This window comes from Bradyrhizobium sp. BWC-3-1, assembly GCF_032917965.1.
GTDB classification, from domain to species: Bacteria; Pseudomonadota; Alphaproteobacteria; order Rhizobiales; family Xanthobacteraceae; genus Bradyrhizobium; species Bradyrhizobium canariense_D.
In genome coordinates this window covers 7,433,987-7,455,785 of record NZ_CP136625.1, presented here as the reverse complement: position 1 = coordinate 7,455,785, position 21,799 = coordinate 7,433,987, and the positions used below count along the sequence as shown (strand labels likewise).

16 protein-coding genes and 8 pseudogenes are annotated in these 21,799 nt (G+C 60.0%); 15 read left to right on the top strand and 9 right to left on the bottom strand.

Going from position 1 to position 21,799, the window contains the following annotated elements; translation table 11 throughout:
* Window positions 1-18: 18 nt before the first annotated feature.
* The 3 genes and pseudogenes from RX329_RS35925 to RX329_RS35915 all read left to right on the top strand — a co-directional run.
* On the top strand, window positions 19-1,569 hold the full coding sequence (locus RX329_RS35925) for a hypothetical protein (RefSeq protein ID WP_317245091.1): 1,551 nt from the start codon (window positions 19-21) through the stop codon (window positions 1,567-1,569).
* On the top strand, window positions 1,566-2,453 hold the full coding sequence (locus RX329_RS35920) for a terpene synthase family protein (RefSeq protein ID WP_317245090.1): 888 nt from the start codon (window positions 1,566-1,568) through the stop codon (window positions 2,451-2,453). Before RX329_RS35925 ends, RX329_RS35920 begins: the two co-directional genes overlap by 4 nt.
* A 1-nt stretch (window position 2,454) precedes the next feature.
* Window positions 2,455-2,721 (top strand): annotated as a pseudogene (locus tag RX329_RS35915) (type 2 isopentenyl-diphosphate Delta-isomerase); the annotation flags it as partial.
* A 4-nt stretch (window positions 2,722-2,725) separates the two neighbouring features.
* Here RX329_RS35915 and RX329_RS35910 read toward each other — a convergent pair.
* A pseudogene (locus RX329_RS35910) lies at window positions 2,726-2,963 on the bottom strand (MFS transporter); the annotation flags it as partial.
* A 135-nt stretch (window positions 2,964-3,098) separates the two neighbouring features.
* On the opposite strand from RX329_RS35910, the pseudogene RX329_RS35905 reads away from it, so the two are divergent.
* From RX329_RS35905 to RX329_RS35895, 3 genes and pseudogenes are all read left to right on the top strand, one after another.
* Window positions 3,099-3,859, top strand: a pseudogene (locus tag RX329_RS35905) (IS5 family transposase).
* Between the two features lie 54 nt (window positions 3,860-3,913).
* Window positions 3,914-5,416, top strand: a complete 1,503-nt coding sequence (locus RX329_RS35900) for a DUF459 domain-containing protein (protein ID WP_317245089.1) — start codon at window positions 3,914-3,916, stop codon at window positions 5,414-5,416.
* Window positions 5,417-5,500: 84 nt separating this feature from the next.
* Window positions 5,501-5,665: a hypothetical protein gene (locus RX329_RS35895; protein ID WP_317246501.1), complete on the top strand. Its 165-nt coding sequence runs from the start codon at window positions 5,501-5,503 to the stop codon at window positions 5,663-5,665.
* Here the strand turns inward: RX329_RS35895 and RX329_RS35890 are convergent.
* A complete protein-coding gene (locus tag RX329_RS35890) occupies window positions 5,607-5,831 on the bottom strand; it encodes an aldehyde dehydrogenase family protein (protein ID WP_317245088.1) in 225 nt (74 codons plus the stop codon). The two genes, RX329_RS35895 and RX329_RS35890, sit on opposite strands and share 59 nt — an antisense overlap.
* A gap of 431 nt (window positions 5,832-6,262) precedes the next feature.
* Here RX329_RS35890 and RX329_RS35885 point away from each other — a divergent pair, with 431 nt between their 5' ends.
* Window positions 6,263-6,850 carry a GNAT family N-acetyltransferase gene (locus tag RX329_RS35885; RefSeq protein ID WP_317245087.1) on the top strand — a complete coding sequence of 196 codons (588 nt, stop codon included), beginning with the start codon at window positions 6,263-6,265 and terminating at the stop codon, window positions 6,848-6,850.
* Between the two features lie 450 nt (window positions 6,851-7,300).
* Here RX329_RS35885 and sbmA read toward each other — a convergent pair whose 3' ends face one another.
* Window positions 7,301-8,515: a peptide antibiotic transporter SbmA gene (gene sbmA, locus RX329_RS35880; RefSeq protein WP_317245086.1), complete on the bottom strand. Its 1,215-nt coding sequence runs from the start codon at window positions 8,513-8,515 to the stop codon at window positions 7,301-7,303.
* Window positions 8,516-9,159: 644 nt separating this feature from the next.
* Between sbmA and RX329_RS35875 the strand changes: the two are divergent.
* A pseudogene (locus RX329_RS35875) lies at window positions 9,160-9,630 on the top strand (outer membrane protein); the annotation flags it as partial.
* 60 nt (window positions 9,631-9,690) lie between these two features.
* Here the strand turns inward: RX329_RS35875 and RX329_RS35870 are convergent.
* Window positions 9,691-10,823, bottom strand: a protein-coding gene (locus RX329_RS35870; protein ID WP_317245080.1) for an IS3 family transposase whose coding sequence is annotated in 2 segments (ribosomal slippage) — window positions 9,691-10,568 and window positions 10,568-10,823 — 1,134 coding nt in all. Because the reading frame shifts where the segments join, the coding sequence is not laid out codon by codon here.
* On the opposite strand from RX329_RS35870, the gene RX329_RS42130 reads away from it, so the two are divergent.
* Window positions 10,808-11,179, top strand: a complete 372-nt coding sequence (locus tag RX329_RS42130) for an outer membrane protein (RefSeq protein WP_410706158.1) — start codon at window positions 10,808-10,810, stop codon at window positions 11,177-11,179. The two genes, RX329_RS35870 and RX329_RS42130, sit on opposite strands and share 16 nt — an antisense overlap.
* A gap of 207 nt (window positions 11,180-11,386) precedes the next feature.
* Window positions 11,387-11,728: a transposase DNA-binding-containing protein gene (locus RX329_RS42125; protein ID WP_410706156.1), complete on the top strand. Its 342-nt coding sequence runs from the start codon at window positions 11,387-11,389 to the stop codon at window positions 11,726-11,728.
* A gap of 205 nt (window positions 11,729-11,933) precedes the next feature.
* Here the strand turns inward: RX329_RS42125 and RX329_RS35860 are convergent.
* Window positions 11,934-12,524 (bottom strand): annotated as a pseudogene (locus tag RX329_RS35860) (IS5 family transposase); the annotation flags it as partial.
* 434 nt (window positions 12,525-12,958) lie between these two features.
* Between RX329_RS35860 and RX329_RS35855 the strand changes: the two are divergent.
* The 5 genes from RX329_RS35855 to RX329_RS35835 all read left to right on the top strand — a co-directional run bounded on the left by RX329_RS35855 (window position 12,959) and on the right by RX329_RS35835 (window position 16,813).
* Window positions 12,959-13,096 (top strand): hypothetical protein, encoded by a 138-nt coding sequence (locus tag RX329_RS35855; protein ID WP_317245085.1) that lies wholly within the window; start codon window positions 12,959-12,961, stop codon window positions 13,094-13,096.
* A gap of 36 nt (window positions 13,097-13,132) precedes the next feature.
* Window positions 13,133-13,318: a hypothetical protein gene (locus RX329_RS35850; protein WP_317245084.1), complete on the top strand. Its 186-nt coding sequence runs from the start codon at window positions 13,133-13,135 to the stop codon at window positions 13,316-13,318.
* 402 nt (window positions 13,319-13,720) lie between these two features.
* Window positions 13,721-14,593, top strand: a complete 873-nt coding sequence (panB, locus tag RX329_RS35845) for a 3-methyl-2-oxobutanoate hydroxymethyltransferase (RefSeq protein WP_317245083.1) — start codon at window positions 13,721-13,723, stop codon at window positions 14,591-14,593.
* A 14-nt stretch (window positions 14,594-14,607) separates the two neighbouring features.
* Window positions 14,608-15,459: a pantoate--beta-alanine ligase gene (panC, locus tag RX329_RS35840; RefSeq protein WP_317245082.1), complete on the top strand. Its 852-nt coding sequence runs from the start codon at window positions 14,608-14,610 to the stop codon at window positions 15,457-15,459.
* Window positions 15,460-16,030: 571 nt separating this feature from the next.
* Window positions 16,031-16,813: a YggS family pyridoxal phosphate-dependent enzyme gene (locus RX329_RS35835; protein ID WP_317245081.1), complete on the top strand. Its 783-nt coding sequence runs from the start codon at window positions 16,031-16,033 to the stop codon at window positions 16,811-16,813.
* Window positions 16,814-17,155: 342 nt separating this feature from the next.
* Here RX329_RS35835 and RX329_RS35830 read toward each other — a convergent pair.
* From RX329_RS35830 to RX329_RS35815, 4 genes and pseudogenes are all read right to left on the bottom strand, one after another.
* A protein-coding gene (locus RX329_RS35830; protein WP_317245080.1) for an IS3 family transposase occupies window positions 17,156-18,288 on the bottom strand; the annotation gives its coding sequence in 2 pieces (ribosomal slippage) (window positions 17,156-18,033 and window positions 18,033-18,288; 1,134 coding nt in all).
* Between the two features lie 1,520 nt (window positions 18,289-19,808).
* Window positions 19,809-20,117, bottom strand: a pseudogene (locus tag RX329_RS35825) (Dabb family protein); the annotation flags it as partial.
* A gap of 853 nt (window positions 20,118-20,970) precedes the next feature.
* A pseudogene (locus RX329_RS35820) lies at window positions 20,971-21,394 on the bottom strand (hypothetical protein).
* 20 nt (window positions 21,395-21,414) lie between these two features.
* Window positions 21,415-21,637, bottom strand: a pseudogene (locus tag RX329_RS35815) (hypothetical protein).
* Window positions 21,638-21,799: the final 162 nt, after the last annotated feature.

Sequence of the window (21,799 nt, the reverse complement as noted above, 5' to 3'; positions counted from 1 at the left end):
GCAGAAGGAACATCCCGCGTGAACGCGCAGTCCGAACAGATCCTTTCCGAATTGCGCCACCTGCTGAGCGAGATGAGCGACGGCGGCAGCGTCGGTCCGTCCGTCTACGACACGGCGCGAGCTCTGCAATTCCACGGCAACGTCACCGGTCGGCAGGACGCCTACGCGTGGCTCATCTCGCAGCAACAGGCCGATGGCGGATGGGGAAGCGCGGACTTCCCGCTGTTCCGTCATGCGCCCACGTGGGCGGCGTTGCTGGCATTGCAACGTGCCGATCCTCTTCCCGGCGCTGCCGACGCGGTCCAGGCTGCAACCCGGTTCCTCGAACGCCAGCCCGATCCCTACGCGCATGCGGTGCCGGAAGACGCCCCGATCGGCGCGGAGCTGATCTTGCCGCAATTTTGCGGCGAGGCCGCATCCTTGCTGGGCGGCGTGGCGTTTCCGCGCCACCCGGCGCTGTTGCCGTTGCGGCAAGCGTGCCTGGTCAAGCTGGCGGCGGTGGCGACGTTGCCGAGCGGCCATCCGTTGCTGCACTCCTGGGAAGCCTGGGGGACCTCGCCGACCACCGCATGCCCGGACGACGACGGCAGCATCGGCATCAGTCCGGCGGCCACCGCCGCGTGGCGTGCGCACGTCCTGACACAGGGGAGCACGCCGCAGGTCGGGCGCGCGGACGCGTATCTGAAGGCGGCATCGAAGGCGACGCGCAGCGGCATCGAAGGTGTCGTTCCCAACGTCTGGCCGATCAACGTGTTCGAACCATGCTGGTCGCTGTACACCCTGCATCTGGCCGGGTTGTTCGCGCATCCCGCGCTCACTGAGGTGATGCGCGTGATCGTCGCGCAGCTCGATGCCCGCCTTAGCGTGCGCGGTCTCGGCCCGGCCTTGCACTTCGCGGCCGATGCGGATGACACCGCCATTGCGTTGTGTGTCCTGCGCCTTGCAGGCCGCGACCCGGCGGTCGATGCGTTGCGCCAATTCGAAAGCGGCGAGCTGTTTGTCACCTTCCCCGGCGAGCGCAATGCCTCGATGTCGACCAACATCCATGCCCTGCATGCGTTGCGACTGTTTGGAAAGCCTACCGCCGCCGCCAGCGCCTATGTCGAAGCCAATCGCAACGCGGACGGTGTATGGGACAACGAAAAATGGCACGTTTCATGGCTGTATCCCACCGCGCATGCCATCGCTGCGCTGGCCCAAGGCAACTCCCAGTGGCGCGACGAGCGCGCGCTGGCGGCGCTGCTGCGCGCGCAGCGCGACGACGGCGGCTGGGGCGCCGGTCGCGCGTCCACATTCGAGGAAACCGCCTATGCGCTGTTCGCGTTGCACGTGATGGACGGGAACGAAGAGCCGACAGGGCGCCGGCGCATCGCGCAGGCGGTGGCGCGTGCGCTGGAGTGGATGCTCGCCCGCCATGCGGCGCATCCAATGCCGCAGACGCCGCTGTGGATCGGCAAAGAACTATATTGCCCCACGCGGGTCGTGCGCGTGGCTGAACTCGCCGGGTTGTGGCTGGCACTTCATTGGGGGCGGCGCGCCCTGGCCAAGGGAGCAGGAGCGGCGCCATGATCCAGACCCAACGCGCGCTGCAGCAGGTGCTGGAGTGGGGGCATTCCCTGACCGGGTTCGCCGATGAGCATGCCGTGGAAGCAGTCAGGGGCGGCCAGTACATCCTGCAGCGCATCCATCCGAGCCTGCGCGACGCCAGCGCCCGCACCGGCCGCGATCCGCAGGACGAAACGCTGATCGTGGCGTTCTATCGCGAACTGGCGCTGCTGTTCTGGCTCGACGATTGCAACGACGTTGGCCTGATCGCGCCGGAGCAGCTCGCCGCGGTGGAGCAGGCGCTGGGGCAGGGCCTGCCGTGCGCGCTCCCCGGATTCGAGGGCTGCGCGGTGCTGCGCGCCTCGCTGGCCGCACTCGCCTACGATCGTCGCGACTATGCTCAGCTTCTCGACGATACCCGGCGCTACTGCGCAGCGCTGCGCGACGGACCCGCGCAGGCGGCAGGGGCGGAACGCTGGTCCTACGCCGAGTACCTGCACAATGGCGTCGATTCGATCGCCTACGCGAATGTGTTCTGTTGCCTGTCATTGCTGTGGGGGTTGGACATGGCGACCTTGCGCGAGCGTCCGGCATTTCGCCAGGTCCTGCGGCTCATCTCCGCGATAGGGCGTCTGCAGAACGATCTGCATGGACGCGACAAGGACAGGACGGCGGGCGAGGCCGACAACGCGGCGATCCTGCTGCTGCAGCGCTATCCGGCTATGCCTGTGATGGAGTTCCTCAAGGACGAGCTGGCCGGCCATACGCGCATGCTGCACCGCCTGATGGCGGAAGAATGCTTTCCCGCGCCGTGGGGAGCGTTGATCGAGGCCATGGCCGACATCTGCGCGCAGTACTATCAGACCTCGACCAGCCGCTATCGCAGCGACGCCGCGGGGGCAGGCTAGCGTGCGCCGGGCTGAACGCGCGGGAGGCGGAGGCGAGCGCCCGCTCCCCTCGGTCAGATCGGACGCAACGCCGTCGCCCGATGGAGCGAGCATGAGCGACACCGCCATGAGCCCGTGCAAGGACGACTATCTGGACGTCGTGCTGGATCGGCGAACGGCACCGGCTCCGATCGCCGACGGCTGGAAGTATATAGGTTTCGAACACTGCGCATGCGACTTGGACCTGACGCAGATCGAGCGCTGCGCCTGGCTGGTGGGCAAGATCATGGCGCGAAGCGGCGTCCATAGCGATCACCGAGAAACCCGGTACGCAACGATCCCAGATCATGCCGACGAAGGTCGCGGAGATGAACACCGCATTCTGGGCGAGGGTCCAAACCTGGTCTTCGGCATCACGCTCAGCACGGTACCGGCAATGTAGATGAAAAACATTCCGATGCCGATCAGCAGCATGAGGCGGCCATGGAATGGCCCGACCAGCAGTCGATCAAGACGAGTGCCTGCGTTCACGGATTCGAGTTTGACGCTCTCCCTTGATGCGGACCGCCTTCTTCGAACGTCTGCCGCTTGTCTTCTGTTAGGGTCTGTACCTAATTAACTGCTTCTGATTCGCTCTTGCCAAGTTGATTCGGCATGGGGGCTTCGATGCGCAAAGGACTGTTCTGGCTCAACGACAAGCAGTGGGCTCAGAGAGACCGCAGCTGCCAATGAACCAGACCGCGCCGGCGCGCGAAGACGATCGACGCATCATCAGCGGTATCGTTCACATGCTCCAGTGCGGCGCACGCTCGCGCGATTGCCCGCCCGACTATGGCCCTTACACGACAATCTACAATCGGTTCAATCGCTGGGCTAAGCGCGGACATTGGCAGGCTATCTTTGAAGCGCTCGCCCGCTGCGGCAAGGACGGCCTGACTTTGTCGATCGACTCCACCTCGATCAAAGCGCATCGCTCCGCGAGCGGCGGAAAAGGGGGGAGCATGAACAGGCCGTCGGCCGCTCACGCGGCGGGCGGAGCACGAAAATCCACGCGCTGAGCGACCCCGATTGCAAACCTTGCGCATTTCATCTCACTCCGGGACAAGACGCAGATCTTGCCGCAGGGCCGGCCCTTTTGAAACTCGCGGCGCCCATGTCTTCCCTCATTGGGGACAAAGGCTACGATGGCGACGGCTTTCGCACCGAAATCGTCAATCGCGGCGCGAAACTCGTCATTCCGAACAAGTCCAACAGGGTGCCCCTCCACAGCTTCAGCAAACGCGCCTATAAAGGACGCAAACGTTATCGAGCGCTGCTTCTGCCGGCTCAAGGATTTCAGGCGTGTCTCTACTCGCTACGACGAACTTGCTAGAAACTTCTTGGCCGCCGTCCACCTCGCCGCCGTCGTCGCCTATTGGATCAATTGAGTCTGAACCCTAGTCTCTGTCGCGGCAGTTCTTCGTCTTGTGCGGTCCAAGAGCATGTCAAACAAACTAAGAAAATTGCGTATCTTTACCGACAGAGGTCCCCTGATTGCGCTAACCATCGCTGGGGGGATGGTGGTCGGCGTTGTCGGCCCGACGTCGGCGCAGTTCTTCAATTTCGGCGGATATCAGCAGCGGCCGCAGCCGCAACGCGGTGGCGGGTTCGGCGGCGGCTGGTTTGGTAACGACATGTTTGAGCCGTCTGCTCCCCAGCCTCGTTGGGATCGGCGGCAAACCTTGCCGCCCGCGCGCGAGGATTTTTCGAGGGCGCCCGCGGCCGGAAAGCGCGATACTGTACCGGAGCGCCATGTTCTTGTGCTCGGTGATGCCATGGCGGACTGGCTCGCCTATGGCCTTGAAGACGCCTATGCCGAACAGCCTGACATGGGCGTGATCCGCAGACATAAGACCGTCTCAGGCCTTATCAAATATCAGCCGAAGGGCAATCCGGCCGATTGGGCCGCCGCTGCCAAAGGCATTCTCGCGACCGAAAAAGCGGACGTCATCGTCGTCATGCTCGGACTCGATGACCGAGTCGGGATGCGCGAGCCGCCGGCTGAGAAATCCGATATCAAGCCATCGGACAAAAACGCAGACAAGAAGGATGCCAGAGGCAAACCGGGCGTCAAGTCGGAGGGCGGTACGAACGTCGACGCGAAGCCGGATGGCAGACTGGTCGATACGGAATTGTCGCCAAATGACGCCGCCGACGCGCCGGCTATCGAACCGGAGAGTAGCACGCGCTCGCCAAAAGGCCTCTATGAGTATCGCGAGAAACGCTGGATCGAGCTCTACAAAAACAAGATCGAACAGATGATCGGCGTGCTCAAATCTAAGGGGGTGCCGGTGCTGTGGGTTGGCCTGCCGGTGGTACGTGGCCCTAAGGCAACAGCCGACACCCTGTTTCTGGACTCGCTCTATCGCGAGGCGGCCGGCAAGGCCGGCATCACTTATGTCGATGTCTGGGACGGCTTTGTCGATGAAGCGGGCCATTTTATGCAGCGCGGTCCCGACTTCGAAGGCCAGATCCGTCAGCTGCGCTCCTCCGATGGCGTGTATTTCACCAAGCCCGGCGCCCGCAAGCTTGCGCATTATGTCGAACGCGAAATCAACCGGTTGTTGGCTACTCGTTCCGCGCCGATCGCGCTGCCGACGGAACCGGCAACGCCCGATGTCAATGCGCTGCCGGGTCAACCGGACCTGCGCCCGCTCGCCGGACCGATCCTTCCCTTGGTGGCCCCCTCTTTCGGCGCCGATCAATTGCTCGGCGGTCCAGGGGCGCCGATGGCAATGGATGCGCTAGCAGCGCGTGTCTTGGTCAAGGGTGAGCCCTTGTCGGCACCGGCCGGTCGCGCCGACGATTTTGTCTGGCCGCGCCGCGAAGTCGGACGCGAAGAGTCTAAGGATACTCCAATGGCTTCGGCTTCGCCCGATGATCGCATCCCGGTATCGGCGCCGGCGCCAATGCTAAAGCAGAAAAAGAATCGCAGCCAAAGGTGAGGCGCTGACGTTTTGGCCCGCAGGTTTCGCTCAGTGGGGCCGCTTCGGGGACAATCGCATCGGTTTGCGCCGGAGCCTGTGGGCGTGGCAAACGCAGTTCGCACCTGGAGCAACACTGTTCAGCCGCTTCTGGTTGGCCGTGTCGCGATACCGGTCGAACGGCTGCTCGTGCGTGGCGATCATCACGCTCTTAGTGTTGAAGCGGTTGTCGAAGGTTTCGGCGCGTATTCGCGGACGGTGGCGGAATAGCCGAGGCCCCCCAAGGCGAGGCGGGGTCGAGCCGATGATGATCGTTGACCCAGACGACGCCGGCCGACGAAGGGGCAACTCGATGCGCGCGGGCGACGTCACGGGTGCGGATCGCTGCGGCAAGACCGAAGGGGAAGTCGTTGGCAATCCTTAGGGCGAATGCCAAGCCCCTACCTGGGTTGGCAGGTTCCAAATTATGCTGCGGTGCTTAGACTCGTCGAGCGAATGCAACTCGCAACATTTGGCGAAACAAGATCACCTTGTAACTCAAATCGTCTTTTCGCTGCTTTCGGAAGGCTGGCAGAGTTGTCGAGGCCGATAAAACGGACCCTTCCTTCGGAAAGCGCTGGATCCAGATGACGCTCTCATGGCGAAAAGCACAAGTCCTCGCCAGATCCAGGTCCAAGGGTCAGGGCCTCCAGCGAGGAACCTCCGTCCGAAGCGGCCGTCGAAGGCGGTCGTCTGAGACAGGATGAGAGCGGGAGACCGAAACTAAAGGGATTCGATGAACGCTCGGGGGCACATCCATTCGGCTCACGTCCAAGGTATCCGTCCTGTGCTCCAACCTTCAACTCTGCGATCGAAAAGCGGTGCATCATGACAAGGGAGCCGGGCGTCGTCACCTCGGCGAACGCAAGTATTCGGGCAAGAATCGTCTGGACGATTGTCCTCGGCTTTGCCGCCGATCCTTTGATGCGTTGGACTTGGCCGGACCCTGGGCAATATCTTGGCAGCATGGCTCAGTTCATCAAGGCTTGTGGCGGACGAGCATTCGAGCATGGCACAGCATACGTCACGGGAGAGAGTCGCGCCGCGGCCCTGTGGCTGCCTCCGGGCGTGCAGCAGGATGAGGATGCGCTGGACGCGATGGCGCTGTCCCTGCGCCCGGAAATCAGCGAACATATGGCACACCTGCGCCAGGGAATGGCCGAACATCATCCCTCCGAGCCACATTGGTATTTGCCCCTGATCGCTGTCGATCCGAACTGGGCCGGACAAGGGCTTGGCACATTGCTGATGAAGTACGCTCTTCAACGCTGTGATGAGCAGGGCCTCGCTGCCTACCTCGAAAGTTCGAATCCTGAAAACATTCCCTTTTACCAACGCCACGGGTTCAAGATTATTGGAGAGATACAGCACGGTTGCTCACCTCCACTTACGCCGATGTTGCGAAAGACGCGGTGAGCGGAATTCGGAGACGCTTCGCATGCTGCGGCTCCCGAACCGTCCTTTGAGACGCCGAACTGAGGCGCATTGCCTCATCCGGATTGTTACTGGACAACTTATCGCCGGTGATTGGGTGGCTGCCATCGAATTGGTCCGGTGGCGTCAGCATGGGCGCGCGGCGGCAGGTGTGTCGGCCGAAAGGGATCGTTGCCGGTCGGCCACCCGGGCGGAAAAGAGGCGCATCCTCGATGCGATATGCGCGACGCCGGCTGGCATCGCAAGCATGCGGTGCCAGCAATTCGGGCACGCGCAACAGTTGGACCGAGGCCGGTCGAGACACCGCGAGAGCACAAGCGTGGATATTGGGCTACGATCAAGGCCGCGATGACCGCAGTGTGGGGGCGCCGGATCGGGTGCCTGGCAAGCGGCTCAAGGGCCGGGTTTCGTCAACTCCTGCAGCTACGCCAATCATGCGGCTGGCTCCTTTTGCGTCTCGATAGACGGCAGTGGCCCACCCTGGATCTTTGCCTCAAAACTCCGCAGCCGCTGATAGATCGAGATCAGTTCGACGATCGTGCTCCAGGAGTTGACGAGATACTGAAACGAGGTTCGCACTTGCGTGAACGCGTTGAGGATCTGGTTCATCGCGCCGAGGGTGATCCTGCCCGCGATGATTGTGGGCGCAAGCAGCAGATAAGGAAAGATGACGTCAGTCTGCAGATAGACGATCCGGCCGATATTAAAGTACATGAAGTTCAGATAGAGCCGGAAGTAATTCCTGCGAATGTCGGTAAACAGCACGCTCAATGTCGGCGCATTGGCACGCGCCGCATCATCCTCACCGAGCACGAGCTCCTTGCGATAGGCCGCTTCGACCCGCTGGTTGAAAAATTCAATTCCGGGCAGGCGGATGCCGATAAGCGCGAGAACGCCGGTGCCCAGGATCGACCAGATCACCGCGGCGAACACCAGCGGATAGGGAATCGAGCCGAACAGAGGCAGCTCCGTGACGTTGCTGGACAGCCTCACCAGAACCGGCAGGAAGGCCAACAGTGTCAGCACCGCGCTGATAAGATTGACGCCTAGACCTTCCATGGTACTGGCAAAGCGCATGGTGTCTTCCTGAATCCGCTGGGAGGCGCCTTCGATCGTGCGCAGCCGTGGCCAGTTGGCGACATAAAAATCGTTCATCGCTGTGCGCCAGCGGAAGATGTAGTGGCTGACGAAGAATCGCGTCATCACGCCGACCACGACGGCCACGAGCGCGATACCGGCAAAGGTCGACAATTCGTTGTAGAACTGCTCGACCGTGACCGGCGCCGATTTCGAAAGCGCAGCCTGGACCAGGTCGTAGAACGGTCCATACCAGCTGTTGATCGCGACCGAGACCTGGACCTGAAAGTAAGAGGTGAACAGGATCAGCGCCGAACCAAGAATGGACCACGTCGCCCAGGGATGGGGGGCAAATAACATCCATGCGGCCGCGAACACCGTAACGGTCAGCGCAAAATAGAGATCAAACCACAGCGCCGAGGCGGACCAGAACGTCGCAAGCCCGACCGGCTTCTCCGGGGCTTGAAAGAGATTGCCGGCAACTCCATACCAGAACGCCATCGCCAACGCCGTCCAAAGAATTGACGACGCAAAGAACAACTTTGGTCGAGGGAAGAATGAAACGAACATGCTCGCTGTCCTTTATCGACTTAGAACTTCAGCTCAGAAGATGAACTCGCCGCGGCCGTTGGCCACCACCGGTCGGCAAGCGTTATCGGCGATCTGCGCATTGGCGGTGTCGTAGGAAGCCTAGGGTGGAGAACGGCTCGTTGAACCAATAAGCAAAATCCTTCGGGCCGCATCCTTCATCCGCCGAGGGCGGAGGTTGTGTTTCGCATGCTCTGTCGACCGCGGCACACAGCGGCATCTGCGACGAACGGGTCAGCATCTGCAGGACATTGATTCAATCGAATAGACTTCATCTGATCTCTCGGGCCGGTGGGTGCAACACGAGCCTGGGTCGTAACGGGGTCTTTAGTGGCGGCACGGGACAAGAGCAAGAGTTTTGCAAACCGCTTCACTCTCCTCACTTGCGGTGTGGCTTGCGACGATCTGAACTGCGTGCGCTTACTCAGCTGAAATCAGCGGCCGCAATCGATGCTCGCACGCGAAGGTGCATTGCGGCGCTGTTGGAGATGATCTCCACCGCAACCTGACGCAGCGTTCGGTTCACGCATTTCTTTCGGCGCAAATGTTGCGATGCAGTTACAGCAATTCGCGCGGACGTTGTTAAGACGCATGAGGCTCGGGGCACTGAAGAGTTGAAAGTAGAAATGAAGAACTTGTTGCTTGCGACTGTGAGCATTGTGGGGCTTGGCGCGTTGGTGCCCGCATTCGGCGCGGATCTGGCTGCGCAGCCCGCCAAGCCGCTCTACACCAAAGCTCCGGGGCCTGTCGCGGCTGCAATCTACGACTGGAGCGGCTACAACGTCGGTATGAACGGCGGCTTTGGTTCAAGCTCGAATTGCTGGGATTCCGATGGTGGCAAGCCTGAGGGCTGCCATGATGCCACCGGCGGAAGCGTGGGCGGGCAGATCGGCTATCGATGGCAGACGGGCCCGATCGTGCTTGGTGTTGAAGGCCAGGGGAACTGGGCTCATTTGACTGGTTGGAATCCCAGCGTTGCTTTTTTGGATATCAACCAGACCAAGATTGATGCGTTCGGCCTGGTGACGGGGCAGATCGGTTATGCCTTCGACAACGTACTGCTTTACGCCAAAGGCGGCGCCGCGGTGACGAGCAATGAGCTGGTCCCGGTTGTCTGAACAAAAATTCCGCGTCGATAAGTGGAGCCTCTGCCGGGGTTAGGCCGCCGCGCGGAGCGGCGGAAGGTTGAAGTAGGCTTGATCCGGGGTCATGTCGTCAAGACTCGAATGCGGACGTCGTCCGTTGTAAAAATCGAGATACCGGCCAATCGAATGTCGTGCCTCGCCGACGGTTTCGTAGGCTCGCAGATAGACCTCCTCGTATTTGATGCTGCGCCACAGCCGTTCGACGAACACATTGTCCCGCCAGGCCCCTTTGCCATCCATGCTGATGGCGATGCGGTGGCTGGCAAGCACGCCGGTGAAGGCCGCACCGGTAAACTGCGAGCCTTGGTCGGTGTTGAAGATGTCCGGCTTGCCGTGACGAGCCAAGGCATCCTCCAGCGTCTCGACGCAGAAGGCTGCTTCCATGGTGATCGACAGCCGCCACGACAGAACACGACGGGTTGCCCAATCGAGCACGACCGCGAGGTAGACAAAACCGCGCTCCATCGGGATGTAGGTGATGTCCATCGCCCAGACCTGGTTCGGTCGCGTGATCTCCATGCCGCGCAGCAGGTATGGATGGATCTTGTGGCCGGGCTCGGGTCTGCTGGTGCGCGGACGGCGATAGAGCGCCTCTATCCCCATCCGCCGCATCAGCGTCTTCACATGCCGACGGCCGATCTTGCACCCCTCGGCAGCCAGCAGGCCTTTCAGCATACGCGAACCGGCGAAGGGAAACTCCAGATGCAGCCGGTCGAGACGCCGCATGATCGCGAGATCGGCGTCCGGCACCGGGCGCGGCTGGTAATAAACGCTGCCGCGGCTGATCTTCAAAACTTCCGCCTGCCTGGTGATCGACAGATCGTGCTCACGGTCGATCATCGCTTTGCGCTCAGCAATCCCGCCTTGGTGAGCGCGCCTTCTAAAAAATCGTTCTCCAGCGTCAGCTCCCCGATCTTGGCATGCAGCGACTTCACATCGATCGCAGGCGCCGCCGGCGCAGCGCCGCCAAGTCCAAAAACTCCGGAAGCGCCACCCTCCAGCTGCGCCTTCCACGCCGTGATCTGATTGGGATGGACATCAAAGTGCTCGGCCAGTTGGGCTATCGTCCGGTCCCCCTTCACCGCGGCAAGCGCCACCTTCGCCTTGAAAGCCGGAGTGTGGTTCCGGCGTGCTCGTCTGCTCATCGTCGCTCCTGATTCGCAGACACCAGCGTGCCCGCTGTCAGGCAGAAACTCCACTTACCGACCTGTTCAAATTTGCGGAGCCGGCTCTCAATACGTTTCGGGTCATCTGGACGACGGGCGAGTTAGGTGGAGAAAGCAAGCGCGTTCTTTGGGGCGGCGCGTTGGCAGCCGGTTTCGAGTACGGCTTCGCACCGAATTGGTCGATTGGATTCGAGTACGCACACCTGTTCATGCGGCCAACCATGGTGGGCTTCACCGAGCCCGCTGGTGGGGTCGACCGCATCCGCCAGGATCTCGATCTTATGACTGCACGGCTCAACTATAAGTTTGGCGGCCCGATTCTTCTCAAATATTGATCTATCGTTCAAAAGGTGGATCGAAGGCCTTGGCCTATGGGCCGGGGCCTATTTTGGTGCGCCAGGCAGGCGCGGAGCGCCGCGACTGGCGCGGTTGACCGGCTTTCAATTACCCATAACTTCCTTCACTTGAGCTGATCTGCTGATCAGCAATATCTTGAAACGCTTGTGATTCCTTGCTGAGCACCTGATGCGCGAGGGGGCTCTATGGGGCTCACATTGAGGGATCGATCGGCAAAAGGCCGTTTGCGATTTTTAGGCGGTGAATGTTGGATTGATCGAGAGACTAGTGGATGCCAGTTTAGGGACGCGCGGCTCGGCGACGGATTCCGTTGCTCACGCAGATTGGAAGCGCCATCGGACAAAGTATTCCGCTCGTCTGCCAATTGGCCGAATACCAAGGCAGCTTATCGCTTCTTCTCTAATGACCGGGTCAGCGAGGCGGACATTCTGGCGGGCCACTTTCAATCGACGCGTAAGCGCACGATTGCCGCCCGGGGTCCCGTTCCAGTGCTCCATGATACGACCGAGTTCAGCTATCAAAGATAGAACTCCGACGCGATCGGAATCACAAGAGGATGAATAACGGCCGGGACAAGGCGGGCTGCCTGAGGTCGCACACGGTTTGCGGCATCCTGATGCACTCGAGCCTGGCGGTCACGACTGAAGGGCTCCGCTTGGGCTGGCCGTCTTAAATTCCGGACCCAGAAGAAATTCAAGGGGCCGCCGCGCTCAAGGTGGCTAGGATCCAGATTCAATTGAGCCAATATGCGACCAGAGCGGCAAGATGCGCAGCGGCCAAGAAATTCCGGCCGAGCTTGTCGCACCGCGGGGCGATGCGCCGCAAGTCCTTGAGCCGGCAAAAGCAGTGTTCGAGACGTTTCGGCCTTTGTAGGCGCATTTGTTGAAGCGCTGGATGGCAACACCGTCAGATTTATTGGGGATTACGGGTTTCGCGCCGCGATGAATGATTTCGCGGCGAAGCTTGTCGCCGTCATACCCTTTGTCGGCGAGGAGCGCACTGATAGGTGGCGCGAGCGCTAGGACATCGGGAGCCGCTGCGATATCGATATCCTGGCCTGCCATCAGATGCAGGACGACCGGCCGGGAAAGGGATTGCTCAGCGTATGGAGTTTCGTCGTGCGGCCTGCGCGCGAGCGGCCGATTGCTTGATTGTGCTCCCCCCTTTTCCGTCGGACGCACACCGGTGAGCTTTAACCGAGGTCCAATCGAGCTACAGCACAACACCATCTTCGCCAGGCTTGGCCAGCGGTTCGAAGATTGCGCACCATCGTCCTCGCTTGGCCCAGCGATGAAGCGATTCGTAGATCGTCGTGTAAGGGCCATTGCTGTGGAAGGAAAATAGAAAACAGCAAGTGTGAATATGGTTGGCTGCGTCAACCGATCGGCGGAGCGGCGAGGAGGCGGTTTGATCGGCCGCAGTTCATCGGGCCGTTGCTTTCGCTGCAACAGGGTTAGGGTTGGTGGGGTATAGTATGTTGCAAGCCCTAGTCCGCCCTGAAGGAAATTCAGCAGTCCGTTGAACGTTCGAATACGCCAAGCACGACGCTGCACGGTCCTGTGAAATATCCGCGACGTGCCGCTAAGTCCCGATCTATCTCAGTTTAGGCAGGGGCCTCAAAATGTTCGACGACTGGCCTTGAGCGGCCAGGCGAACAGCGCCGGCCACGCAGCTGTGTCGGTTCTTGCACAATCGATGTCACCGCTTGCGCGCCGCAGCCGACCTGCAGCACCAGACCATTATCCAGGCGCCGACAAATGCAAAAAATCACAAGCCAGAAGAAGTCTCCGCGTGCATTAGTCGCGGGTGCCATGCAGATCGCACGTCTGCTACAACATCCGGTAGATGCCAGCGCTGACGAATCGGCGGAAGAAGAACGCGATCGCGGTCATTGACTTGCGGGTTGGTCGGACCTCGACCTGCTTTGCAGGGTGGCGGCAACCAAGCTGGCCAGCACCCTGCGCTCTGACATCGCCGACACCGCTCGCCAAGCGCTGATGCGGCTCGACCAAGAGATCATCTGTGCCGCGGGCAGCCTGCAATGGCGTGAGCCAACAACCGCGGAAACGGACGAACTCCTAGTGAAGCGTCAAGGCGGTGTCGACAGCATGACGTGAGTCGGCGGGACCACTGACCCGGACCCCGACTGACCACAGCTTCACCTTTCCGCCACTGGAAGACCATAAGCTAATCGCAGCGCTTCGGCACGACTAGATCAGCGCACCCTGCGTCGTCCCGTGCGCTCTCATCTGGAATGGCTCCGACCGCCCCAGCGCGGCGTGACACAAGGTGCTTCCACATGACAATTTGAATTTTGGAAGTTCTTGCTTGGTGGTCGCGCGACCATTGGAATGTTTGTGTACTCGGTCGCGACCTTGGAGACGTATGTTTCTTTCTTCCTTTCACGGTTGACAGTTTTCTCTTGTCCTCCATACGAAAGCATGGTCCCAGTTTGCACGTAATACTCGGCCGCGTCGCAATCGGATTTCCCTTCGCCTAGTTGATGGAACGTATCGAAAATGAGCCACGCTTCGGAAGTGTCAGTTGAGCGGGTCACGATCCCAATCTTGCAGCGGTGGAAGCAGGAGCGGCGGCGTGTCACCATGACCACCGCCTACGATGCGGTTACGGCAGGCATCGCCGACCCCATCGTCGACATCATTCTTGTGGGCGACAGCGTTGGCAATGTCTGTCTCGGATTCGACAACACGTTGCCGGTCAGCATGGCAATGATGAACCATCATCTGGAGGCTGTTGCACGCACAAGGCCCCGCGCCCTGCTCGTGGCCGATCTGCCGTTTCTTAGCTTTCACCTTGGTCCGGAGGAGACGATACGCAACGCTGGAGGGTTCCTGCAGCGAGGCGCAGATGCTGTAAAACTCGAGGGCGGGGCCAAGCGCGTGGAAATGGTGCGTGCCTTGGTCGATTGCGAAATTCCTGTCATGGGCCATCTCGGCCTCACCCCGCAAAGCGTCAATGTCATGGGCGGATTCAAGGTGCAGGGCCGGAACGCCGATGACGCTTTACGGCTGCTCGATGACGCTCACCGTCTGCAGGAGGCCGGATGCTTCGCGTTGGTGCTTGAAGGCATTCCGGCCGAGCTAGCCCAGCGAGCGACCGAATCGCTATCGATACCAACCATCGGAATCGGCGCGGGTCCCGACTGCTCGGGCCAAGTGCTCGTATTCCATGACGTGCTGGGGCTAACCATAGGTCATCGGCCCAAATTCGTTCGCGCCTATGCAGATGGTTTTCAGATGTTACAAGAGGCGCTCTCTCGCTGGGCTGCCGATGTCCGCACCGGTGCGTTCCCGGCGCCGCAGGAGTGCTATAGGCTTCCTGAAAGCCTGAGTGACATTATCGCAACCTGGGCTCCTCCCAACCCAACCTGATGTAAGGTGCAACGATGCAGACGATTACCACGGTCGCTGAGCTTCGTCGTGAGCTAGCGAAGGCTTGCAGCGCGGGCAAACGCGTCGGGTTAGTGCCTACAATGGGGTATTTGCACGATGGCCATCTGGCCCTGGTCGAGGCGAGCCGAGCCCAATGCGATGTCACCGTCGTTAGCATTTTCGTCAATCCGGCTCAGTTCGGACCAAACGAGGATCTCAGCAGCTATCCTCGCGATTTCGTGCGCGATGAAAAATTGTGCCGCGATGCCGGTGTTGAGATTGTGTTCGCGCCGCGTGTACAGGAAGTCTATCCGGCTCAATTCGAGACCTTCGTCGAGCCGGGCGAACTGGCGAAACCACTCTGCGGGGCTTTCAGGCCTGGGCATTTTCGGGGCGTGGCGACCGTCGTGTGCAAGCTGTTCAACATGGTGCATCCGGCCGTCGTGTTTTTCGGGCAAAAGGATTTTCAGCAATGCGCGGTCGTGCGTCGCATGGCGACAGATCTCAATCTTCCCATCAAGATCGTCACCGTGCCAACCGTTCGGGAACCGGACGGGCTCGCGATGAGCAGCCGCAATCGGTATCTCAGCAAGGAAGAACGTCGGCGAGCCGTTGCCATCAGTCGTGGACTGTTCGCCGCGGCGGAAGAATTCCGCGCAGGAGTGCGCGAGGTGGAGAAGCTGATTGCGATCGCCGAGCGGCAACTTGAGACAGTTGATCGGCTGCAATATCTTGAACTTGTCGACGGGGATACGCTCAAGCGCGCCGAGAGTCCCCTGCGGTTTCCGGCGGCGCTCTGTGTCGCAGCCTACGTTGGTTCGACCCGACTGATTGACAACGTCCTACTGGGACTACCAACTCCGTAGCGCAATTCAGAACCAAATCGATAAACCTATCTTCTCGTCATAATCCACGGATCGGCCGACCGATTCACCTGTTCAGGCCGTGGGCCCAACCCAGCGATTTGAGACGGTGCAGGTCCGGGATTTGAGCGTCGGGCACTCCGCGACCCTTGTTCCGCCGACGCAGCGCAAACCTTAGCATCTGGATGTGGGTCGGACATGGATTTAGCGATGAAGGGCTGGGTGCGCAAAGTTCAAGCCGCTCAGCGTCGTCAGACCAGAACTGCCCCGATTTTGAACGAATATGAACCTTACTCGTGAGTGGAGGGGCGTGAATTGTCTCTCCCGAGCAGCACAGAACTTTCCGTGCTGTCCTCCCTGAGCCAGAGCGGCGAGTTGGGCGATGGCGGATCGCGAGATCCGGAGCACCTTGTCTGGGATTAGGATCGTCCCTATGAGGGGGATACGGCCTGGATTATGCGTCGATGTGAGAGGTTCTGACGAACTAGCCGGACTCGGCTCTGCTTTATGTGCTACCGAAATCATTGGCCTTTGCCATGTCAAACACCATGAACGTGGAAGCGAGGAATTCGCGATGTCGCAGATGAATAGCGCCCGATTCACGGACGATCCGCGCTCGTTATTGCGCTCCAACCTTGATGAGCTTGAGCAGCGCATAAATCGGGCTTGTATGCGGGCTCGCCGCAGCCGTTCAGAAGTTCGTGTTTTGCCTGTCAGCAAGACCGTACCCGCCGCGATTATCCGTATCGCATCCGAACTCGGCCTTTGCGAGTTCGGCGAGAACAAGGTCCAAGAGGCGGAGAGCAAGGTCCGCGATTTGGCCGACCTGTCGTTGAACTGGAGTATCATCGGTCACCTCCAGACGAACAAAGTGAAATCGATGGTCAAGTTCGCGAACGAGTTTCATGCGTTGGATACCTTGAGATTGGCCGAAGCGCTCCAGGCCCGCCTGAGCGCCGAAGGCCGGCATCTCGACGTGTTCGTCCAAGTCAACACCTCGGGTGAGGTGAGCAAATACGGTCTGCTGCCCCACGAGGTAGAGGATTTTGTTCTTCGGCTGTCCGACTATCCAGCCCTTGTCCCTCGCGGCTTGATGACTCTCGCCGTCCTGAGCGGAGAGGCGGACAAGGTTCGCGAATGTTTCAAGTTGCTGCGCGGGCTTCGAGACGCACTCCGCGATAGAACATCGACGCGACTTGATCTCCTCTCAATGGGGATGACAAGCGACTTCGAGATAGCAATCGAGGAAGGTGCCGATGTCATAAGAGTTGGTCAGGCGATATTCGGACCTCGGCCGACCAAGGACGGACAGTATTGGCCAGGGCTTCCTCTCCCCACCAGCGCGCTATCCGAGTGAGGCCGCGGGACCTGCCGCGAGTTCTGTTTCGTCCGTCGCCTGCCAACAGCAGAGTAAAATCACCACACCAATGCTAGCAAGTCGCCCCGTCACGATCGGCATGACGCCCCTTGTGAGCTGACCAGGCTCGATGGCGGACCCACTCTAAGTCGACACGCCGGAGCCTCGCCGATTGCAGGCGGGCCGCCCAACGGAAAACACGGCAAATTTCTCCGCGACCAGGAACACTAAGGTGCGCCGCGAGGTTCTTCTGCGTCAGGGATAGGGCTTGCGGAGTTCTCTGAGCTGGTCCCGGTTGTCTGAACAAAAATTCCGCGTCGATAAGTGGAGCCTCTGCCGGGGTTAGGCCGCCGCGCGGAGCGGCGGAAGGTTGAAGTAGGCTTGATCCGGGGTCATGTCGTCAAGACTCGAATGCGGACGTCGTCCGTTGTAAAAATCGAGATACCGGCCAATCGAATGTCGTGCCTCGCCGACGGTTTCGTAGGCTCGCAGATAGACCTCCTCGTATTTGATGCTGCGCCACAGCCGTTCGACGAACACATTGTCCCGCCAGGCCCCTTTGCCATCCATGCTGATGGCGATGCGGTGGCTGGCAAGCACGCCGGTGAAGGCCGCACCGGTAAACTGCGAGCCTTGGTCGGTGTTGAAGATGTCCGGCTTGCCGTGACGAGCCAAGGCATCCTCCAGCGTCTCGACGCAGAAGGCTGCTTCCATGGTGATCGACAGCCGCCACGACAGAACACGACGGGTTGCCCAATCGAGCACGACCGCGAGGTAGACAAAACCGCGCTCCATCGGGATGTAGGTGATGTCCATCGCCCAGACCTGGTTCGGTCGCGTGATCTCCATGCCGCGCAGCAGGTATGGATGGATCTTGTGGCCGGGCTCGGGTCTGCTGGTGCGCGGACGGCGATAGAGCGCCTCTATCCCCATCCGCCGCATCAGCGTCTTCACATGCCGACGGCCGATCTTGCACCCCTCGGCAGCCAGCAGGCCTTTCAGCATACGCGAACCGGCGAAGGGAAACTCCAGATGCAGCCGGTCGAGACGCCGCATGATCGCGAGATCGGCGTCCGGCACCGGGCGCGGCTGGTAATAAACGCTGCCGCGGCTGATCTTCAAAACTTCCGCCTGCCTGGTGATCGACAGATCGTGCTCACGGTCGATCATCGCTTTGCGCTCAGCAATCCCGCCTTGGTGAGCGCGCCTTCTAAAAAATCGTTCTCCAGCGTCAGCTCCCCGATCTTGGCATGCAGCGACTTCACATCGATCGCAGGCGCCGCCGGCGCAGCGCCGCCAAGTCCAAAAACTCCGGAAGCGCCACCCTCCAGCTGCGCCTTCCACGCCGTGATCTGATTGGGATGGACATCAAAGTGCTCGGCCAGTTGGGCTATCGTCCGGTCCCCCTTCACCGCGGCAAGCGCCACCTTCGCCTTGAAAGCCGGAGTGTGGTTCCGGCGTGCTCGTCTGCTCATCGTCGCTCCTGATTCGCAGACACCAGCGTGCCCGCTGTCAGGCAGAAACTCCACTTACCGACCTGTTCAAATTTGCGGAGCCGGCTCTCTCTTCCATGGTGAACGCCTCGCGCAACTGTCTCCGTGAGCAGGGCTCGGTGGGTCACTGAGATATTCGATTGTTAGCCTGCCCTAAAGATACGTTAGGGTGCTGGCTTCGCAGAAGCAGGGATTTGCCGTCCCATATCGATGAGCTCGAGCGCTCCATCTCTTGACGCCCGCATCAAAATCGAGCGCACGCGCGTGGCCGGGCAACGAAGCCGCCGCGCCGAATATAATGGCGCGCCGGCTTCGCATTGGGTGAACCCGGACGGGGCAATGTCCGGTGCGTGAACGCAACGCTACGATGCGTTGCCGCAATCAAAACCCCAAATTAATTGATGCCCTGGGTCGAGGTTAATTCTGGAACCGAGATTCGAGCGTGCAAGCGAGCAGGAACCTTCTGCTTTTCAGCCTCCGCGCCCCACCGATCAAAATTCATGGTTTGCCGGATCTTATCGCTAGAGCATTGGACATGACACTGGACGTGCAAGAGATGGACTGCGAGAGCGCCTGGAGAAGCTCTACGCGAAGTGCCGCCCACGGCGTTTCGCTCGTTTTGAACCAGAGCGGAGGGAAGCGAGACCGCTGGCGCGCGTGAGCGAACTCTACGGACGCTCGCCCGATTTAAGCGTCCGCGGCTAAACCAGGTCGGGCTACTCTGATCATGGGCGGTGCCACGGGATGGTCGCATCCAATAATTACAAGATCGGCACGGCAGAAGCAGAGCCCGAAAACGCGCGAGCAGATGCCGCTTATCCTGAAAATTCTAGAACGGCATCCGGAAATTTCAAACGTGATAGAGTTCTATTGATCCGAGCACCTGGAGGTATTGATAAGTTCAACCGGCCTAGCGGTCTGTGTGCTGCCCGCATCAAATGAACTCGACCCATATTTCTGCAATACTGCTCTTTTCGCGTTGACCGGTATGTTATCGAGCTGCGCATTTGTGAAACCGATCTATACGACCGCGTTTAAGGAAGCTCTGCAAGCCGTAGGAAAATTGCGAATACTGCGTCCCCTTGCGGTGCGAGTATCGACTCCGGATGGAACTACACGTCGTATGTCGCTTGATTCCGATGGGCAAGAGCATGATCGCCCTATCATCCCAGAGTGCTGTCACTAGCAGAGCGCGAAGTGCCACCCTCGGATCACCCACAATGGTCTCTCCGTTGCAAATACCTTTCCCGTCCGCGATCATATAAGCCCAGAAGGGATCGCACGTCATATGCGAATGCTGCCCGAGTACCGCGTCTCTCGATGCGCTATCCAGGCTCGTTAGGTGCCTCCGATGCGAGAGGCCTCGCATGGCTGTGACGGGCTCGATCCACTGCAGTTCCACTACTGCATGACTCTGTCGCTCAGCGATATATGTAAGATCGTAATTCGGCCCGCCGAAGGCGAGCGTTATATCACCCCAAAACCCCTACATGCCTGTCAGCTTAACCACGCGCGTAGCGAGGGCCTGCCGAACATACTGGCTCCGCATCTGCAGACAAGCTGTAGGCGGCCGCGAGACGTAGCTCTCGCAGCGGCTTACCTGCCGGATCGATTGCTGGTAAAGCTCGGCGCTTTATAGGCTTCGAGGCGCCTTCGTCGTCGAACTCACCGTAGACGATCACGTCAATTTCGTTTGGCCGGTCACTCTTGCGGTTGCGAGCGACTTCAAGCCGGCGTGCGTACGGGATTTTGGCGAGAACGGAAAGGGCTTCGATTACTTTGTCGATGTATGCCTTGTCTTTTGCGGTGAAGAATACGACGTGTCAAATCATAGTTGGCCGTCGGTAATCCCGAACAGTTGCGGTTTGATTTCGTGGAAAGCGAAGCGTCCTAGCCAAGTCATGCAGGACTCGGGCAGCCGTCCAGTGGCCACCGCACGGTAGGCGCCCTGCACGATCGCACTGCCGGGTGTTTAGCTGAATCTCCTTCGGCCGCTACTGCGCAAGGTGGACCATGTCTGAGACCAATTTTCGCCATGCAGCAAGAAAGCGCCTGATCATCAAGTCCCCGAACAAGTTTAAGTATATGACTGCGTGGACGCCATTCGCTTTGCGCGGAGGTCGTGCATGAAACGATCTCACTTGCTGGATTGAGGCATAAGAACTGCAGGAAAATGCGCTCGCTTCTCGAATACAGGCGAGGCGCCGTCATAGAGCTGAAGGAAAGAGCGCGCCAAGCCCTGGAGCGTTGATGTCGAGGCATGACTTCAACTCTTTATGCATCCGGCTGATCACCGCAGAGAGATCGCTCGTGAAACTACACCCAACTTACGGAACGTAGCGATGGTCCACCCCTGCCGCCGAGTTCGTTTTACAAGTGCGCGATCTCGTAGCGTAGCGCATCGGGCCCGCAACGCTATCTCCCCCACAGCGTCAGCACCGCTCACGCGCAATGGCTGCGCGGAGCCTTCGAAAATGCCATGCAGAGGTTGAGAAATGCCTGGCGCGAAATGCGCGCAGGGCATCTCGCCAACGGCTAATAGCCGGATCGCATTGCAACAAAACGCCAGTCTGGCGAGGCTTACCTGCTGTCGCGAAAGAGCCGTCGTTTCACGTACACGCGCTTTTCGCCGGCCCGCACCAAGCGGCCCACCCATGAGCAACGCTAGTAGGCGCGGCGCACCAGTCGAGGGAGTCGAATAGGATTCGGATAGAATTTATTCGCAACCGCGAGCACTGCCATTTCATCGGTTTCGAGCGCGATCTTTTGAGCGAGCATGATGTCGCCGGTCACCAGGGGGCGTTCGGGAACAAAGCACCACCCGATTTTTGGCTGGCCGTTTTCGTCGATCTCCACAACATTGCTCACGCTGCCTGGTGAATTCGATATCGTCGACCCGTGTGAGAGCCCGTGACTTCGAAATAGCCTCGGCATCAAATTGCGCACGCTGCTCTGGGGATAGCCAATCCCACAGAAGACGCCACGCACGCGCTTCCGGGCCGTTTTGCTTAATGAAGCTCCAATAGACCAAACGCAGGGCGCGCAAACGCGCACGACTGCCGGCCCCATTGCGCCTGAACAGAAACATTTGCCGTTCCGCGAAGGTAGCTAACCACCGACGAGGCGCGGATAGAATAGCGTCTCATCCGCAGTCCAGTCGAATGACCGTCTGACCTTGAGCTCGCCGGACGAGGTCCGGGTGGCGGCGGTAAATCTTTGGCCGGTCAGCTCCCTGAAGCGCTGTTCAGCCTCGGCCAGCCCGTTCGGGTCGGTTTGCTCAAACATATGTCGAGTGTCGCCCCGTATGGTCCATTACGATCTGAGTGGCCATGAAAGAGAACTCCGCAATTCTTGCCCCTGAGGCGAAGAACCTTGCAGCCCGGAATAGTGTTCCTATGTCGCTCGAAAATTTGAGTTTTCTCACTGACGCGAGCGTAACCCGTGGGGCACTGCACGCTTTTTCGAGAACTCGTCTGCGGCTCGCGCTGGAAGG

Bases quoted from the DNA above. Each gene is read 5' to 3' on its own strand.
- RX329_RS35920 (WP_317245090.1), top strand. From the start codon at position 1,566: ATGATCCAGACCCAACGCGCGCTGCAGCAGGTGCTGGAGTGGGGGCAT.
- panC (WP_317245082.1), top strand. From the start codon at position 14,608: ATGCAGACGATTACCACGGTCGCTGAGCTTCGTCGTGAGCTAGCGAAG.
- panB (WP_317245083.1), top strand. From the start codon at position 13,721: ATGAGCCACGCTTCGGAAGTGTCAGTTGAGCGGGTCACGATCCCAATC.
- RX329_RS35885 (WP_317245087.1), top strand. From the start codon at position 6,263: ATGACAAGGGAGCCGGGCGTCGTCACCTCGGCGAACGCAAGTATTCGG.
- RX329_RS42125 (WP_410706156.1), top strand. From the start codon at position 11,387: ATGGGGCTCACATTGAGGGATCGATCGGCAAAAGGCCGTTTGCGATTT.
- RX329_RS35835 (WP_317245081.1), top strand. From the start codon at position 16,031: ATGTCGCAGATGAATAGCGCCCGATTCACGGACGATCCGCGCTCGTTA.
- sbmA (WP_317245086.1), bottom strand. From the start codon at position 8,515: ATGTTCGTTTCATTCTTCCCTCGACCAAAGTTGTTCTTTGCGTCGTCA.
- RX329_RS35855 (WP_317245085.1), top strand. From the start codon at position 12,959: ATGCAAAAAATCACAAGCCAGAAGAAGTCTCCGCGTGCATTAGTCGCG.
- RX329_RS35900 (WP_317245089.1), top strand. From the start codon at position 3,914: ATGTCAAACAAACTAAGAAAATTGCGTATCTTTACCGACAGAGGTCCC.